The sequence below is a fragment of the Paenibacillus arenilitoris genome (assembly GCF_014705655.1).
In the GTDB taxonomy this organism is placed as follows: domain Bacteria; phylum Bacillota; class Bacilli; order Paenibacillales; family Paenibacillaceae; genus Pristimantibacillus; species Pristimantibacillus arenilitoris.
Map to the genome: position 1 here is coordinate 1 of NZ_JACXIY010000036.1, position 16,334 is coordinate 16,334.

A 16,334-nucleotide genomic window follows, 5' to 3' on the forward strand; every position below is an offset into this window, starting at 1 on the left:
GAACATACAAACGAACCTCGCCAGCGCCGCTGCTTACGCCGGCGAATAGTTGGCGATACTTGAGTGAGAAGCTTGCTTTCTTGCTAATTTGAACAATGAACGGTGGCTATCAGTCGTGCATAGAAAACTTCGCCTTCGCAATCGGGAGGATTTCAGCCGAATATACAGGGGCGGCAAATCGTTTGCCAACGGGCAATTCATCGTCTACTGGTCGAAGCAGCCCGCGGCCGATCCGTTCCGCCTGGGCGTATCGGCGAGCAAGAAGATCGGCAACGCCGTCGTTCGCAACCGGATGCGCCGAATGATCAAGGAGATCGTCCGCCACCAGGCAAGCCGCATCGTTCCGAAAACCGATTTGATCCTGATCGTGAGGAAGCCGGCGACCGCCATGAAGCTGAAGGAGATGGAGAAGAGCGTTCTCCACGTGCTGAAGAAGGCCGGTTTGCTCAAAAACGGGGGCAAACCCCCCGGGACGGAGAAGCAGTCGGATTAGCCCTTCCGCACGCTCGCAAGAAAGCGGATGCACGGGCATGGTCCTTGTTTCTTTGTCCTCTAAATTATGGTATAGTCGAGATTGGAAATATAAGAGTGTACAAGCTTGACGCAGGTGGCTCTCAGAGAGGAGTTTTCATGTTGTTTCGGATTACGAAGAAAAAGTGGTTTTTAGTGCTTGGGCTTGTCCTGTTAATGGGGGTGTTGGCGGGCTGCGGGGCTCCGACGAACCAGACGACGGAGACGGCCGACCTTGCCGAGGGCAACTTCTGGGAGAGGAACGTCGTCTACTATTTCGCGATCACGCTCGATACGTTCGCCGGCTGGTTCGGCGAATCGTACGGACTTGCCATATTGCTTCTGACGATTATCGTTAGGACGCTGATCCTGCCTTTGACGCTCAAGCAGTACCGCAGCTCGAAGGCGATGCAGGCGCTGCAGCCGGAAATGGCCGAAATCAAGAAGAAGTACAAGGATAACCCGCAGAAGCAGCAGGAAGAGACGATGAAGCTGTTTCAGAAGCATCAGGTGAATCCGATGGCCGGCTGCTTGCCGCTGATCGTTCAGATGCCGGTGTTCATCGCGCTGTACAACGCGATCTATATGAATCCGGACATTCGCGAGCATTCCTTCCTGTGGCTCCAGCTCGGAGAGAAGGATCCGTATTATATCTTGCCGATCCTTGCCGCGGCAACGACGTACATTCAGTCCAAAATGATGCAGAAGCAGCAGACGCAGACGATGCCGGGCATGGGCATGATGCTGGCGATATTCCCGGTGCTCATTTTCGTCATGGCGATTTCGTTCCCTGCGGCTCTGCCGTTATATTGGGTATACAGCAATATCTATACGATCGTCCAAAACTACTTCCTGTATGTTCGTTCATCCAACAAGGGTAAGGAGGCCCCTGCGAAATGAAGAAAATCGTTGCATCGGGAAAGACGGTAGACGATGCTGTACGAAACGGATTATCGCAATTACAGGTAACTGAAGACCGCGTGAAAACAGTCGTGCTCGAACATCCCGCCAAAGGCTTTCTGGGCTTGTTCGGCGTAAAGGAAGCGAAGGTTGAGCTTGAGGTAATCCCCGATCCGATGCTTGAAGCGGAGCAGTTCATCCGCGAGGTGGCGGGCACGATGGGGCTGCAAGTGAACATCGATCGAAAGCATACGAGGGAAGGCACCCAACTCGCCGTATCGGGCAGCGGGGACCTCGGAATGCTGATTGGACGCCGCGGACAAACGCTTGATGCGTTACAGTACTTAGTAAATATTGTCGCTAACCGTTATTCGGACAGTCATCTTCGTATCGTGCTCGATGCAGAAGATTTTCGCGAGCGCCGCCGCAAGACGTTGGAGGATTTGTCGGAACGGCTTGCGGGCCGGGTCATCCGGACCAGGAAAGAAGTCGTCCTGGAGCCGATGTCGCCGCATGAGCGCAAGGTGATTCATTCGCAGCTGCAGAACCATCCTAAGGTGAAGACGTTCAGCAAGGGCGACGAGCCGAACCGGCGCGTCGTCATTGCGCTCAGGCAGTAGCGCGAGGATTGAGAGATAAAGTCGAATTGAAACGCAATTTGCAGCAATGGCTCCTTATGGTCATTGCTGTTTTTCCATTTGAGAGGTGTTGAAAGACGATGGTGCATGATACGATTGCCGCCATTTCGACCGCGGTCGGAGAAGGCGGCATTGCGATAATAAGGATAAGCGGACCGGATGCGGTCGAAGGGACCGCCCGTATTTTCCGTTCGAAAATAAATTTGAAGGATGCCGAATCCCATACGGTTCATTACGGCCATATCGTGGATCCCGCGACGGGCGAGCGCGTGGAAGAGGTCCTCGTCACGCTGATGCGCGGGCCGCGGTCGTTCACGGCCGAGGACGTCGTCGAGATTAACGCGCATGGCGGCGTCATCGCGGTGAAGAAGGTGCTGGACGTCGTCCTGCAGCTCGAGGGCTTCCGGACGGCGGAGCCCGGTGAATTCACGAAGCGCGCGTTCCTGAACGGCCGGATCGACCTGATGCAGGCGGAGGCGGTTATCGATCTGATCCGCTCCAAGTCGGACCGGGCTTTCTCGGTCGCGCGGAAGCAGGCGGAAGGGGCGCTCTCCAAGAAGATCAAGGAGCTGCGGCAGACCGTTATCGAGCTGCTGGCGCATATCGAAGTGAATATCGATTATCCCGAGCATGACGTCGAGGAAATGACAAGCGCCTATATCCGCGAGCAATGCGGATCGGCTATTGTTGAAATAGATCGGCTGTTAAAAACGGCGAACGAAGGCAAAATATTGCGTGAAGGCATCGTAACGGCGATCGTCGGACGCCCTAACGTCGGGAAGTCGTCGCTGATGAACGTGCTGACGCAGGAGAACAAAGCGATCGTCACCGATATTCCGGGAACGACCCGCGACGTCATCGAACAGTTCGTCTCGCTTAATGGCATTCCGCTGCGCCTGCTGGACACGGCCGGCATCCGGGAGACGAGCGACGTCGTGGAGAGGATCGGCGTGGAGCGTTCGCGAAACGCGCTGGAGGATGCCGATCTCATTTTGTTCGTCTTGAACTATAACGAGCCGCTTCAAGCGGAGGATCGCGAGCTGCTTGCGCAATTGAAGGATCGTCCGGTCATTATTGTCATCAATAAGACCGACTTGCCGCATCAATTAGAAATTGAGGTGGTGGAGGAGTCGATGCCGGCCGCTCCGATCGTCCGGATGTCGGTTGTGGCGGAAGAGGGGCTGGACGGGCTGGAGCGGGCAATAAGCGAAATGTTTTTCGAAGGGCAGCTCGAAGCAAGCGATTTGACATATGTCAGCAACGTCCGGCATATTTCTTTGCTGAAGCGTGCGCGTCAATCGCTGTCGGATGCGATCGAAGCGTCGAATATGGGCATTCCGATCGACGTCATTCAGATTGACGCGCGTGCGGCGTGGGAGTCGCTCGGCGAAATTTTGGGCGACGAGGCCGGCGATTCGTTGATCGATCAAATCTTTTCGCAATTTTGTTTAGGCAAATAGGTTAGGCAGATTGGAGGTCTGAAGTATGGGATATTTGGCAGGACAATATGATGTTATCGTGATCGGCGCAGGACACGCGGGCTGTGAAGCGGCGCTGGCCGCCGCTCGCATGGGATGCGAGACGCTGCTGCTTACGATCAATTTGGATATGGTTGCGTTCATGCCGTGCAATCCGTCGATCGGCGGGCCGGCAAAGGGCCACGTGGTGCGGGAAATCGACGCGCTCGGCGGGGAAATGGGACGAAATATCGACAAAACGTTCATTCAAATGAGGATGCTCAATACGGGCAAAGGCCCGGCGGTGCACGCGCTTCGCGCGCAGGCGGATAAATTCGATTACCAGCATGTCTTGAAGAAGACGATCGAGGAAACGCCAAACCTGACGCTGCGTCAGGGGATGGCGGAAGAGCTCATCGTCGAAGACGGCAAGTGCGTAGGCATCATTACGAAGACGGGCGCGGAGTACCGCTCGCGTACGACGGTTGTGACGACGGGAACGTATTTGCGCGGCAAAATCATTATGGGCGAGCTGATGTATGAGAGCGGTCCGAACAACCAGCAGCCGTCGGTCCGGTTGTCGGCGAGCTTGAAGGAGCATGGCTTGCAGCTTGTGCGCTTCAAGACGGGCACGCCGCCCCGCGTGCATAAGGATACGATCGATTTCACCAAGACGGAAATTCAGCCGGGAGACGACAATCCGAAGTTTTTCTCCCACGAGACGGAATCGTCGACGAACGAGCAGCTGCCTTGCTGGCTAACTTATACGTCGGAGACGACGCATAAGATCATCAACGATAATTTGCACCGCGCGCCGATGTTCTCGGGAGCGATCGAAGGAACGGGGCCGCGCTACTGCCCGTCGATCGAGGACAAAATCGTCCGCTTCGCCGACAAGCCGAAGCATCAGATTTTCCTGGAGCCGGAAGGCAAGAACACGTCGGAGTATTACGTGCAAGGATTGTCGACGAGCATGCCGGAGGACGTGCAGCTCGGCATTTTACGTTCAATCCCAGGATTGGAAAATGTTGAGATGATGCGTAACGGCTACGCGATCGAATATGACGCGGTCGTGCCTACCCAGCTATGGCCGTCGCTTGAAACGAAAGTGATCGACAGCTTGTTCACCGCCGGACAAATTAACGGCACCTCCGGTTATGAAGAGGCGGCAGGTCAAGGCATCATGGCCGGCATCAATGCGGCGAGGAAGGTGCAGGGGAAAGAGCCGATCGTGCTCGGCCGCTCCGAAGGGTATATCGGCGTTATGATCGATGACCTGGTGACGAAGGGGACGAATGACCCGTATCGCCTGCTGACGTCGCGAGCGGAATATCGCCTGCTGCTTCGCCACGATAACGCGGATTTGCGCCTAACCCCGATCGGCTATGAGATCGGGCTTATAACGGAAGAACGCTACGCCAAGTTTTTGCGCAAGAAGGAAATGGTCGAGGCGGATATCGAACGGCTGCGCGGCATTAAAGTGAAGCCCAACCAGGTGAACGACATGCTGACGGCTGCCGGAACGGCCCCGATGACGAACGGTACGGACGCTCTGTCGCTGCTGCGCCGCCCGGAAGTCACGTACGCCATGCTAGAGACGGTCGTGCCGTCTACGCCGGACATGACGGACGAGATGAAGGAGCAGGTCGAGATCCAGATCAAATATGCTGGCTACATCGAGAAGCAGCTGCAGCAGGTTGAACGGCTGAACAAAATGGAGAAAAAACGGATTCCGGACGATATTGTGTATAGCGAAGTGCACGGATTGGCTTCGGAAGCGAAGCAGAAGCTCGAGCTCGTCAGGCCGCTCTCGCTAGGCCAGGCTTCCCGCGTGTCGGGCGTTACGCCTGCCGATCTTTCGATCTTGCTCGTATATCTCGAACATTATAATCGCGTTACCGCGGCGAAAGGTTCTTGAACATGGATGAAACGATCGCTTGGTTCACCGGACGGATGGAGGAGAGCGGCATTCCGCTCTCCGGCCGTCAGCTAGAGCAATTCGACTTGTATTACCGTTTGCTCGTCGAGTGGAACGAAAAAATGAACCTGACCGGCATAACGGAGCGGGACGCGGTATACGAGAAGCATTTTTACGATTCCGTATCCTTATCCTTCTACACGAATGTGAACAAGGTACATAAGCTTGCGGATATCGGATCGGGCGCGGGGTTTCCCAGCATTCCGCTTAAAATTTGTTTTCCTCATTTAAACGTGTTGATCGTAGACTCGTTGAATAAAAGAATTCAGTTTCTGTCTCATTTGACGGAGCAGCTAGGTTTAGCCGACGTTGCCTGTCTGCATGGAAGGGCCGAAGACGTCGCCCGGCTGCCGGAGCATCGCGATCGGTATGATCTCGTTACGGCCCGCGCCGTCGCGCGCTTGAACGTATTGAACGAGTTTTGCTTGCCCTTCGTGCGCAAGGGAGGGCTCTTCGCGGCGATGAAAGGGTCGCAATCGGATGAGGAAGTGAAGGAAGCGTCTTTCAGCCTGCGCGAGTTAAAAGGAATAATCAAATCGCAGCATAAGCTTACGCTGCCGAACGAGCAATCCGAAAGACATATTGTCCTTATTGAGAAAACCGACGCTACGCCTCGCAAATATCCTAGAAAAGCGGGCACGCCCCTGAAACAGCCGTTAATATAGCTCGTAAATAATGTTCCACGTGAAACATTTGTGCCAATGTACGCTGCAGAGCTATCCTCGTTGATAAAATGCGACAATTGTAGGTAGAGGACGGCTGTCAAGCAGGATTTCGCTCAAAGGCAGTCGAAATAGATAGGTAAGATGAAACTCAGGTTGCGGCAATGCTAGCAAGCTTTGTCATGATGCGCGGATTGCATCTGACAACAATCGTCTGGAAATGGATCGGTCCGTTTGAAGAAAGCCATTCGATTACTTCCGAATGACTTTTTGTTATGGATAATCGCTATGCGGATGCGAAAAGTGAAGCAGGAGCGTATTTATTTCAAAAAAACTTTGCAGCTGGTTTGACCGGTAGGAGAATGACATCTAGGCTGGCACTCTATTGGCGGATGGTGAAATTTTCAGAGAATTGCTCATGACGACAGTGTTATGGCGATTCGAGACGGACAACAGCTTGCGGGTTTATCTCATGATCGGGTGGTAATTATCGATATGAAAGAACAATTTTCTCGTTTGTTCGGTTTGTCCGACCAGCGCATACTCCATGAAGAAGTGCGGCAAATTCCGATTCAGGAAATCGATTCAAGTCCGTTTCAACCGCGAACGATATTTGATGACGATCGAATCGAAGAACTGTGCCAGACGATCAAGACGCACGGGATCATTCAGCCGATCGTCGTTCGCATGCGCAACGGACGATATGAGATTATCGCGGGGGAACGCCGTTGGCGAGCCGTAACGAAGCTTGGTTATGATACGATTCCGGCTATCGTGCGCGAGTTCAACGATTCGCAGACGGCGTCGATCGCCTTGATCGAGAACCTGCAAAGGGAAAACTTGACGGCGATCGAGGAAGCGATTGCTTATCAGAAGCTGATCGAGCTGCATCAATTGACGCAGGAAAGCTTGGCGCAGCGACTCGGAAAAAGTCAATCGACGATTGCCAATAAATTGCGATTGTTAATGTTAAGTGATACTATTAAACTTGCGCTGATGGAACGGAAGATTACGGAGCGGCACGCCCGCGCGCTGTTGTCGCTCGATACCGAGGAGCTTCAACATCAGGTGCTGGAAGAGATCATCACCAAAGATTTGAACGTGAAGCAAACTGAAACCAGAATCGCTTTCTTGAAGGAAACGGCCAAGGTGAAAAAGGCGAAACGGATTTCGTTCACGAAGGATGTCCGTTTGGCTCTGAATACGATTCGCCAGTCGATCGAGATGGTATCCGGTTCCGGGCTTCCGATCAAAACGAATGAAAAGGATCATGAAGATCACTACGAAATCGTTATTCAAATCCCGAAAAGGCAATAAAAATTCCTTATTTTATACGTAATCGATGCCGTCCTCGCCGAGGGCGGCGAAACCATTTGTAAAGAAATATAACCCTTTTTATTACACAGCGCGAAACGGGTTATTCAACCGAAGGATGGCCGACAGCCGGTTTCTCTTGGTTAATTCATTCAAAGATAACCATTTACAAGTTTTTCTAAGCCGTTTCGCTTGGCTTATACTCGGGTTATATTTCACCGCGAAAACCGTTCTCTTTCTCCGAAATGGCGGGACAGCTGGTTTTGCTTGTAAACCATCACGAAGATAACAAGGCAGCATATTAAAGTTGTACATACAGAGGTGAGCCGGTTTTGTCGAAAATTATTGCGATTGCGAATCAGAAGGGCGGTGTCGGTAAGACGACGACGTCCGTTAACTTAGCCGCCTGTCTGGCATCGCTGGGGAGGAAGGTGCTGCTTGTCGATATCGACCCGCAAGGGAATACGACGAGCGGACTAGGCATCGATAAAGGGGATGTCAACAATTGCATCTACGATGTGCTTATTAACGATGTCCATCCGCGGGATGCGATGTTTGATACGAACGTGCCCGGATTGAAAATCATTCCGGCAACGATCCAGTTGGCCGGCGCCGAAATCGAGCTCGTACCTACGATATCCCGCGAGCTGCGGCTAAAAAAGTCGCTTCATCTGGTGAAGGATGATTTCGATTATATTTTAATCGATTGTCCGCCATCCTTAGGCATCCTCACGATCAATTCGTTAACGGCCGCGGATTCCGTCCTCATTCCGATTCAATGTGAATATTATGCGCTGGAGGGCTTGAGCCAATTGTTAAATACGGTTCGGCTCGTTCAGAAGCATTTGAATACATCGCTACAAATTGAAGGCGTATTGCTTACGATGCTGGACGCCAGAACGAATCTCGGCATTCAAGTCATCGAAGAGGTTAAAAAATATTTTCAGCAAAAAGTATATCAAACGATTATTCCGCGCAACGTTCGACTGAGCGAGGCGCCATCCCATGGACAAGCCATTATCACATACGATCCACGATCTAAGGGTGCAGAAGTCTATCTTGAACTCGCAAAGGAAGTGATCATGTATGAGCAAGCGGCTAGGTAGAGGGCTGGATGCGCTTATTCCATCGCTTTCTGTGAATGATGACGATAAAGTAATCGAGATTTCATTATCACAGCTAAGACCGAATCCATATCAGCCAAGGAAAACGTTCGATGAGGAATCCATTAAGGAATTGGCGGAATCGATTAAGCAGCATGGCGTCATTCAACCGATTATTGTTCGAACCGTATTAAAGGGGTACGAAATTATAGCGGGGGAAAGACGCTTCCGCGCATCCCAGTTCTGCGGCAATACGACGATTCCGGCGGTCGTCAGATCGTTCACGGATCAGCAGGTTATGGAAATCGCTCTGATTGAGAATCTTCAGCGCGAGGATTTGAACGCCATTGAAGTGGCGGTTGCTTACCAGGCACTGATTGATAAGTTCAAGCTAACGCAAGAAGAGTTATCGATGAAGGTCGGCAAATCCCGCTCGCATATTGCTAATTTTGTCAGACTGCTATCGCTTCCGGCGGAAATTAAAGACAATGTTTCACGTGGAACAATTTCGATGGGTCATGCGAGAGCGTTGGTCGGCATTAAGGACGTGAAGGTGCAGAAGGAGTTTGCCGATCAGACGGTGGCGTTGGAGTGGAGCGTCCGCGAATTGGAAGAGGCGATTCAAAAGCTGGATTCGAAGCAGCAGCCGGAAGAAAAAACGAAGCCAAAGCAGAAAAAGCGGGATCCTTATATCGATCATCTCGAAGAAACGCTGCGCGAACGATTTAAAACGACGGTAAAAATTAAACAGCAGAAGGATAAAGGGAAAATCGAGCTGCAATATTACAGTAAACAGGATTTGGAGAGATTGCTGGAATTGCTCCAATATATGGCTTAATCGCATTCGATTCATACCTGAACAATGGCATACCCGACGTTGTAATCTTTCGGTTGAAGGATTAAACTAAGGTATGCCATTGTTATGTGGAACAACGATAGAGAGGGTAAGGTGGATGAATCAAATGGAGAAATCTACGATATATTTGGATCATGCGGCAACCTCTTGGCCGAAGCCTCCGGCCGTAACGGAAGCGGTTATGCAGGCGATGCTGAACGATGCGGCCAATCCCGGACGGGGCAGTCACGCCATGGCCGTACGGGCTAGCCGAATTCTCTTTGATGCCAGAAAGCAGCTTGGCAAGTTGTTTAATATAAAAAACCCGAATGACATTGCGTTCGCCTCGAATACGACGATGGCGCTCAACCAAGCGATCAAAGGCTGGCTAAAGTCAGGCGATCATGTCATCGCGACATCCGTCGAACATAACTCCGTTCGGCGTCCGCTGTATGCGTTGGAGCAAAAGATTGGTATTCAGGTTACTTATATAGAAGCGGATGAACGCGGCAATATTAAACTTGACGACGTCGCCAAAGCCATTCGGCCAAACACGACGCTCGTTATCGTTAACCATAGCTCGAACTTGCTCGGGACCATAATGCCGGTGGCGGATATTGCGGAAATGACGAAAAAATACGGCATTAAGCTTCTCGTCGACGCAGCGCAAAGCGCAGGCATATTGCCGATTGACGTTAAAGCGATGGGCATCGACATGCTTGCTTTTCCGGGGCATAAAGGTTTGCTTGGTCCACAGGGCACAGGAGGCCTGTACATCGATCCGGAGCTGGAGCTGGAGCCGTTGCTGCACGGCGGCACGGGGAGCCAGTCCGAGGCGCTGGAGCAGCCTCGCGTACGTCCGGACCGCTATGAGGCCGGGACGCAGAATACGCCCGGAATCGCAGGTCTGCGAATGGGCGTTCAGCATGTATGGAACGAGTCCGTTCAGAGCATCCATGCGAAGGAATGGTCATTATCGCAGCGGCTGATGGAAGGGCTGCAGCGGATACCGGGTATCAGGCTGCTTGGCCCCGCGCTTGGGGAACAGCGGACGGGCATCGTCGCATTCGATGCGGAGGGAATCGATCCGTCGGAGCTTTCGTTTATTTTGGACCAGCATTATAACATCGCGGTACGCGCGGGCTTTCATTGTACGCCGCTCGCGCATGCTTGCGCGGGAACGTCCGCGACGGGAGCCGTCCGCGCAAGCGTAGGCATCTATACGACGGAAGCGGAAGTGGATGCGCTCGCCGATGCCATGCAGGAAATAACTTCGCAATATCGGGCATAGCCATCAAATGGGGGCGGATTAACAACAATGGAAGACTGGACAACAAATCCGATGAATGCAGTCACGGTGGTTTTGGTTCTGCTTGTCATCATTTTAATCATTTGGATTGCGGTCGTCGGCGGACGGCTCAAAAAATTAAGAAAGCAATATACGGCAGTTATGGGGAATACGGGTGTTACGAATCTGGAAGAAGTCATCATCGACATGAAGGAAAGCATAGCCGAGCAGAAGCAAAGGTCCGAACGTCTGCAAGCGCAGCTTAACGGTATCCAGCAGGTTGTCCCTCTAAAAAAAGGAAAGCTCGGCATTCATCGTTATAATGCTTTCGCCGATCAAGGAAGCGATCTCAGCTTCACGCTCGCGATCATCAATGAAGAGAGCGACGGAGCGGTCATTACGAGCATTCATAGCAGGGAAAACTCGTATGTGTACGCCAAGCCGATCGCAAAAGGCGAATCCGCCTACCCGTTAACGCCGGAAGAGCGAAAGGCGATTGCAGAAGCGAAGTGACGGCGGTCGCTTTGAGGGGAATAATCATTTAGCCGTTATCGGCGGCTGCGGTCTGCTCGCGAGCGCTTAAGAGCTGAGCATGATTCGTAATTGCCGTAAACAAGCTTAACGAGATAATATCGGCCATCTTCATCACCAGGTGAAGGCGGGTGTTTTGCAGCACGAAATATTCCATGAAGCCTCCGACGTTTACGATGCCTGTCAGATGGATATCGCCGACAGGGGGCAGTTCTTTATTAACGCCTGCGCCGGGGCGGACCGGGCCCATGCCGAGCTGAATGCAACCGACGCTCGATACTTGGCCGAGGCAGGCGTCGATTCCGATGACGAACGGCTTGTGGAAGCTTCGGTTGATTTCCTGCAGCGTATCGTCCAAATTCATGGCATGAACGGGTTCCTCTAACGTGCCGAACAAGGTAAAATGAGAGCTGCGGTACTTCGTAAGCGAGGTGCCGATGAGCGGTCCCAGCGCGTCACCGGTGGAGCGGTCGGTTCCTACGCAAACGATAACGATCGGCCGATTGTCGGATAATTCCTCGAGCATGACCGTTAACCGATTGACAAGGATACCGATCACGTTAGCGGTCGTGTACGGTACCTTTAACGACGAGTCCTTCATAAATGGTAGCTTCATAGAATCCCTCCGATATGCCGATATGTTACTAGTATATGGATGGGTCAACCATTTTATACGTCACATAGTTTATAGGATGATTGATTAGCGAAAGGTTTGGAGGATGGGCTTATGTTAATTGCATTTGACTCGACGCAGCAGGCGCTGCGGGCCGAGATGCTGCTCGAATACGCCGAGGTCGATATCGATATTTGCCCGACGCCTAAGGAGATAACGGCCGGCTGCGCGCTGTCCATTCAATTCCCCGAAGAAAGCCTTGACGTGGTGAAGGACGTCATCGACCAGGAAAATGTCGAAATCAGGGGCATCTTTCAAGCCGCGGAATCGGGATACAAACAAATTGAGGTATAACGAGCACCGCAACCGGAAGAAGGAGGAGCATCGATGTCAATCAACGAGATGTACGAATCGTCGGCAGGCTGGCTGACCGATCAGGATGTATGGCAGAGTATCGCCAATGCCGCCATTCGCGTAGCCGTTATTTTAATCGTAAGCAAAGTGGTCGTATGGATTATACATAAAACGATTAACCGTGCGGTTCTGGAACGGGAGAGCAAGCGCTTATCCAGTCAGGCGAGGCGAATGACGACGCTGGGCAAGCTAATGAAAAACGTTGCCTCTTATGTGATTTATTTTATTGCGGCGATGCTTGTCCTGTCCGAGTTCGGCATCGATTTGGGCCCTCTGCTCGCAGGGGCGGGCGTACTGGGGCTCGCGATCGGCTTTGGCGCGCAAAGTTTGGTGAAGGACATCATAACCGGCTTTTTTATCGTCCTGGAGGATCAATTCGCCGTAGGCGACGTGATCCAGACGGGGCAATTCAAAGGGACGGTCGAGATGATCGGGCTGCGCACGACGAAAATCCAAAGCTGGACCGGCGAGATGCATATTATACCGAACGGCATGATTAACGAGCTGACGAATTTCTCCCTTAACAATTCGCTTGCCGTCGTGGATATTTCGATTGCCTTCGAGGAAGAGGTCGACCGCGCGATCGAAGTGATCCGGCATACGATGATCGGCATGCAAGATCCGGATCTTATCGCTTCCCCGCAGGTGCTCGGCATACAAGCAATCGCTCCGACCGGAGTGACGATCCGGGTCATCGCCGAGTGCAAGCCGAACACGCATCCGGTTGTGGCGCGCAAGTTGAATATGGAGATCAAGAAAGCGCTGGACGCGAACGGCATCGAAATTCCGTATCCAAGAATGGTTACCTATCAGCGAAATGAAAAGGGAGGGGTTACGGATGGAACGAAAACAGTTTGAGCTGGGCGATATCGTGCAGATGAAGAAGCAGCATCCTTGCGGCTCCAATGAGATGGAGATTATACGGATGGGGATGGATATCCGCATCAAATGCGTCGGCTGCAAGCACAGCGTCCTCATTCCGAGAGCCAAGTTCGAGAAAAACATGAAGAAGGTGCTTCGATCGAAAGCGGCCGAAGAGGGAGCGGCGGATGCTTGAATCTGCGATATAATAAAAATTGGACTTGCATCTGATCGGCCTTTATGATAATATAATTTTTGTGTCCGGAGAGGTACCCAAGAGGCCCAAGGGGGCTGACTCGAAATCAGCTAGGCGTGTCAAAGCGTGCGTGGGTTCGAATCCCACCTTCTCCGCCATTCATATAACAGTCAAGCGATCCGCGAATGGATCGTTTTTTATTTTGACCAATCTACATAAAAGGGGGCTGCCCGTACCATGAGTACGCCAAAGCTGCCGCTAACCGATGCCGAGCGCAAGGCGATGAGAGCAAGCAAAATCAAGCTGGCCGATCTTGCAGGCTATAATGTCGACCAGCTAGGTGTGAGTTTGCAAATTTCAACAGAAAGGGCGAAACTGCTGCTTGCGCTTGCCCGGTTCCAGAGCATACCTTCCCTCGGTCCGAAGCTCGCTTGGCATTTGACCGAGCTGGGCTTTTACTCGCTTGAAGACATCAAGGCAGGGGGAGAGACCGGCGCGCAGCTTGTCGAGCGTCTGGAGAAGCTTCAAGGCGTCTGGATGGATCCTTGCGTGGAGGATGTGATGCGGCTTGCCGTGCATCATGCCCATCATCCGGGGAGCGGGAAGCAGTGGTGGGATTTTACCGCCGAACGCAAAAGTTACAGAGAGAAGCACGGCTATCCCGCCGACCGGCCCGCCAAAGCCTGGCATGAAGCTTAAAATGAGGCAAAGAAGAAAGAGGACTCTTCGCGAGTCCTCTTCTTGACGGTGATTGATGGTTGAGTCGATCAATTCTCACTTCAAGCATGCGAAAGCTTGGAGCTACATTTACGCGAATGGACCATTCAGCAATTGCTTCAGTACATCCATTGGAGCATGATCGTACGTTTCCCGCCTTAACGGATAACGTACGAACGCTCGGAATGCGCGTGTGTTACAGACAGGAGTCTTTGGCACAACCCTCCGCTTCATTTATACCGAGTGGACGAAATCCTCACCGAGTTCCTATCACCAACAGGTTCAATGGAACCACACCTCTCTTGCACCGTCGATCATTAGAATGGCACATGTCGCATTCGAATATTCACGAACATTTACAAAAGCTTAATGGCCCATCCGTTTCCATCTTCGTTCATGGTTCGTCGTCTCGGGGAAACGCTCGCCTCGCTTCAGCGTCACCTTCTTCGGATTCTCGATCCCCATATGAAACGAATTGTCGCCGGTCTCGATGTATACGCCGTCGTTCGGGGCTCTGTCGCCGGCAACGAACTTTGTCCATTCGCCCATTCCAATCGCCTCCAGCTTGATCATTTGGTTCGAACGAACGCGAATTCGCAGTCGTCCGGAGCTTTAGTATTCGCAGCTGAGTGCCGTTGCATAATTAGCAGATTCCGGCTGCCTGGCTGAAACTTGAGGATTCACGCTTGTCATGGGCGATTGGATTTGATATAGTATAAAGATGCGAGCATACGCTCGTTCCTTGCTCCATTTATGGGGCCGTTAGTCCAAAAGGAGGTGAAACCCTATGCGCAAATATGAAGTGATGTACATCATTCGCCCGGACGTTGATCAAGAGAACGTTCAAGCGATCGTTGATAAGTTCAACGGCATTATCTCCAATGGCGGAGAGGTCACGAAGACTGATGTGATCGGCAAACGCCGTCTTGCGTATGAGATCAACAAGCTTCGCGACGGGTACTTCGTACTGGTACAGTTCAACGCGACTTCCGAAGTCGTGAACGAGCTCGACCGGATCATGAAGATCTCGGATGAAGTCATCCGTACGTTGATCGTAAGAGACGTTGCTTAGTCCGCGCAAGATCGTTCGATTGGGAGGTCGGTAACGATGTTGAATCGTGTTATATTGATTGGTAGATTGACGAGAGACCCCGAGCTTCGCTATACGCCTGCAGGCGTAGCGGTTACGCAATTCACGATCGCGGTAGATCGCCCGTTCACGAGCGGCCAAGGCGAACGCGAAGCGGATTTCATTCCGGTCGTAACCTGGCGCCAGCTTGCCGAGACCTGTGCCAACTACTTGCGCAAAGGCCGTTTGACGGCGGTGGAAGGACGCATTCAGGTGCGTAACTACGAGAACAACGAAGGCAAGCGCGTCTACGTGACGGAAGTCATTGCCGATAACGTACGTTTCTTGGAGTCCAACCGCGAAGGCGGCGCGGCGCGCGAAGAAGGCGGAAGCAGCAATTACGGCTCTAGCGGCGCAAGCGGCGGAGGAGGAAACTCCGGCGGCGGTAACGCTTCTTATGGAGGCGGGAACCGGTCTAACAATAACTCGCGGAATGACAGCCGTGATCCGTTCCAGGATGACGGACGCCCAATTGATATTTCGGAAGATGATTTACCGTTTTAACATTATCAACGATTGGAGGATACGACCATGGCTTTCAAGCAAAGAGAGAACGGCGGCGACGAGCGTCCGGAGCGCAAGTTCAGCGGACGTAAAGGCGGTCGCAACAAGCGCCGTAAAGTTTGTTTCTTCACCGTTAACAAAATTACTCACATTGACTATAAAGACACGGACCTGCTGAAGAAGTTCATCAGCGAGCGCGGCAAAATTTTGCCTCGCCGCGTGACGGGCACAAGCGCGAAATACCAACGCTTGCTGACGATCGCGATCAAACGTTCGCGTCAAATCGCCTTGCTTCCTTACACGACGGAATAGTCGACAGGCAGCGACATAACAAGAAAGAGCCCTTAACCGGGCTCTTTTTTTTGTTTTATATTTCATCGCGAAAAGAGCTTATGCCGCCAAAGGACGGCTCAGAACCGAGCTGCGCAAGATGGAGCTAGCGGTTCGTGCGCAGCGTCAGTCGTTTACTGCTGGATACTTCGAAGGGCGGTATACCGCCTACAAATTGTTAAATCCTCCCTTGTGAGGAATGCCAAATTTATCATTATGTCGGGTTTCCTAGACAGATCCGATTTCAACATATTATGATAGGGTTTACAATCAGTCATTTTACGCAAAAATACGATCATGATATAGTTGTCATTTTGTCGTAAGGAATAGAAGAATCGGACAGTCGATTGATGG

General features: G+C 52.2%; 20 protein-coding genes and 1 tRNA gene. 19 read left to right on the top strand and 2 right to left on the bottom strand.

Annotated features, from left to right (window positions below):
* The first annotated feature begins 115 nt into the window (after positions 1-115).
* The 11 genes from rnpA (at position 116) to IDH41_RS24575 (ending at position 11,198) form a co-directional block, all read left to right on the top strand.
* Positions 116-493, top strand: coding sequence for a ribonuclease P protein component (rnpA, locus tag IDH41_RS24525; protein ID WP_190865832.1), 378 nt, complete (start codon positions 116-118; stop codon positions 491-493).
* Positions 494-630: 137 nt separating this feature from the next.
* The gene (locus IDH41_RS24530) at positions 631-1,410 is read left to right on the top strand and encodes a YidC/Oxa1 family membrane protein insertase (RefSeq protein ID WP_190865833.1); all 780 of its coding nucleotides are present in this window, start codon (positions 631-633) and stop codon (positions 1,408-1,410) included.
* On the top strand, positions 1,407-2,030 hold the full coding sequence (gene jag, locus IDH41_RS24535; protein WP_190865835.1) for an RNA-binding cell elongation regulator Jag/EloR: 624 nt from the start codon (positions 1,407-1,409) through the stop codon (positions 2,028-2,030). Before IDH41_RS24530 ends, jag begins: the two co-directional genes overlap by 4 nt.
* A gap of 98 nt (positions 2,031-2,128) precedes the next feature.
* A complete protein-coding gene (gene mnmE / locus IDH41_RS24540) occupies positions 2,129-3,508 on the top strand; it encodes a tRNA uridine-5-carboxymethylaminomethyl(34) synthesis GTPase MnmE (protein WP_190865837.1) in 1,380 nt (459 codons plus the stop codon).
* 25 nt (positions 3,509-3,533) lie between these two features.
* The gene (mnmG, locus tag IDH41_RS24545) at positions 3,534-5,423 is read left to right on the top strand and encodes a tRNA uridine-5-carboxymethylaminomethyl(34) synthesis enzyme MnmG (protein WP_190865839.1); all 1,890 of its coding nucleotides are present in this window, start codon (positions 3,534-3,536) and stop codon (positions 5,421-5,423) included.
* 2 nt (positions 5,424-5,425) lie between these two features.
* The gene (gene rsmG / locus IDH41_RS24550) at positions 5,426-6,148 is read left to right on the top strand and encodes a 16S rRNA (guanine(527)-N(7))-methyltransferase RsmG (protein ID WP_190865841.1); all 723 of its coding nucleotides are present in this window, start codon (positions 5,426-5,428) and stop codon (positions 6,146-6,148) included.
* A 492-nt stretch (positions 6,149-6,640) separates the two neighbouring features.
* On the top strand, positions 6,641-7,462 hold the full coding sequence (gene noc / locus IDH41_RS24555; RefSeq protein ID WP_190865843.1) for a nucleoid occlusion protein: 822 nt from the start codon (positions 6,641-6,643) through the stop codon (positions 7,460-7,462).
* A gap of 329 nt (positions 7,463-7,791) precedes the next feature.
* Entirely contained in the window at positions 7,792-8,565 is a 774-nt protein-coding gene (locus IDH41_RS24560; protein ID WP_190865845.1) for a ParA family protein, read from the top strand.
* Positions 8,546-9,400 carry a ParB/RepB/Spo0J family partition protein gene (locus IDH41_RS24565; RefSeq protein ID WP_190865847.1) on the top strand — a complete coding sequence of 285 codons (855 nt, stop codon included), beginning with the start codon at positions 8,546-8,548 and terminating at the stop codon, positions 9,398-9,400. The genes IDH41_RS24560 and IDH41_RS24565 overlap by 20 nt, the downstream gene beginning before the upstream one ends.
* Before the next feature lie 124 nt (positions 9,401-9,524).
* Positions 9,525-10,688 (top strand): aminotransferase class V-fold PLP-dependent enzyme, encoded by a 1,164-nt coding sequence (locus IDH41_RS24570; protein ID WP_190865849.1) that lies wholly within the window; start codon positions 9,525-9,527, stop codon positions 10,686-10,688.
* Between the two features lie 27 nt (positions 10,689-10,715).
* A complete protein-coding gene (locus IDH41_RS24575) occupies positions 10,716-11,198 on the top strand; it encodes a DUF4446 family protein (protein WP_190865851.1) in 483 nt (160 codons plus the stop codon).
* Positions 11,199-11,226: 28 nt separating this feature from the next.
* Here the strand turns inward: IDH41_RS24575 and yyaC are convergent, their stop codons facing one another.
* The gene (gene yyaC / locus IDH41_RS24580) at positions 11,227-11,832 is read right to left on the bottom strand and encodes a spore protease YyaC (RefSeq protein ID WP_190865853.1); all 606 of its coding nucleotides are present in this window, start codon (positions 11,830-11,832) and stop codon (positions 11,227-11,229) included.
* Positions 11,833-11,943: 111 nt separating this feature from the next.
* Between yyaC and IDH41_RS24585 the strand changes: the two genes are divergently transcribed.
* From IDH41_RS24585 to IDH41_RS24605, 5 genes are all read left to right on the top strand, one after another.
* Positions 11,944-12,183 (top strand): DUF3343 domain-containing protein, encoded by a 240-nt coding sequence (locus IDH41_RS24585; protein WP_190865855.1) that lies wholly within the window; start codon positions 11,944-11,946, stop codon positions 12,181-12,183.
* Between the two features lie 33 nt (positions 12,184-12,216).
* Positions 12,217-13,101, top strand: a complete 885-nt coding sequence (locus tag IDH41_RS24590; RefSeq protein ID WP_190865857.1) for a mechanosensitive ion channel family protein — start codon at positions 12,217-12,219, stop codon at positions 13,099-13,101.
* Entirely contained in the window at positions 13,082-13,300 is a 219-nt protein-coding gene (locus tag IDH41_RS24595) for a DUF951 domain-containing protein (RefSeq protein WP_190865859.1), read from the top strand. The genes IDH41_RS24590 and IDH41_RS24595 overlap by 20 nt, the downstream gene beginning before the upstream one ends.
* Positions 13,301-13,367: 67 nt before the next feature.
* Positions 13,368-13,458, top strand: a tRNA-Ser gene (locus tag IDH41_RS24600).
* A 79-nt stretch (positions 13,459-13,537) separates the two neighbouring features.
* Positions 13,538-13,999 carry a helix-hairpin-helix domain-containing protein gene (locus IDH41_RS24605; RefSeq protein ID WP_190865861.1) on the top strand — a complete coding sequence of 154 codons (462 nt, stop codon included), beginning with the start codon at positions 13,538-13,540 and terminating at the stop codon, positions 13,997-13,999.
* A gap of 384 nt (positions 14,000-14,383) precedes the next feature.
* Here IDH41_RS24605 and IDH41_RS24610 read toward each other — a convergent pair whose 3' ends face one another.
* The gene (locus IDH41_RS24610; protein ID WP_190865863.1) at positions 14,384-14,566 is read right to left on the bottom strand and encodes a YjzC family protein; all 183 of its coding nucleotides are present in this window, start codon (positions 14,564-14,566) and stop codon (positions 14,384-14,386) included.
* A gap of 238 nt (positions 14,567-14,804) precedes the next feature.
* Here IDH41_RS24610 and rpsF point away from each other — a divergent pair, with 238 nt between their 5' ends.
* The 3 genes from rpsF to rpsR are packed head-to-tail and all read left to right on the top strand — an operon-like array spanning position 14,805 to position 15,962.
* On the top strand, positions 14,805-15,089 hold the full coding sequence (gene rpsF / locus IDH41_RS24615) for a 30S ribosomal protein S6 (protein ID WP_190865865.1): 285 nt from the start codon (positions 14,805-14,807) through the stop codon (positions 15,087-15,089).
* 36 nt (positions 15,090-15,125) lie between these two features.
* Positions 15,126-15,650: a single-stranded DNA-binding protein gene (ssb, locus tag IDH41_RS24620; protein WP_190865867.1), complete on the top strand. Its 525-nt coding sequence runs from the start codon at positions 15,126-15,128 to the stop codon at positions 15,648-15,650.
* Between the two features lie 27 nt (positions 15,651-15,677).
* A complete protein-coding gene (rpsR, locus tag IDH41_RS24625) occupies positions 15,678-15,962 on the top strand; it encodes a 30S ribosomal protein S18 (RefSeq protein ID WP_190865868.1) in 285 nt (94 codons plus the stop codon).
* The last annotated feature ends 372 nt before the right edge of the window (positions 15,963-16,334 follow it).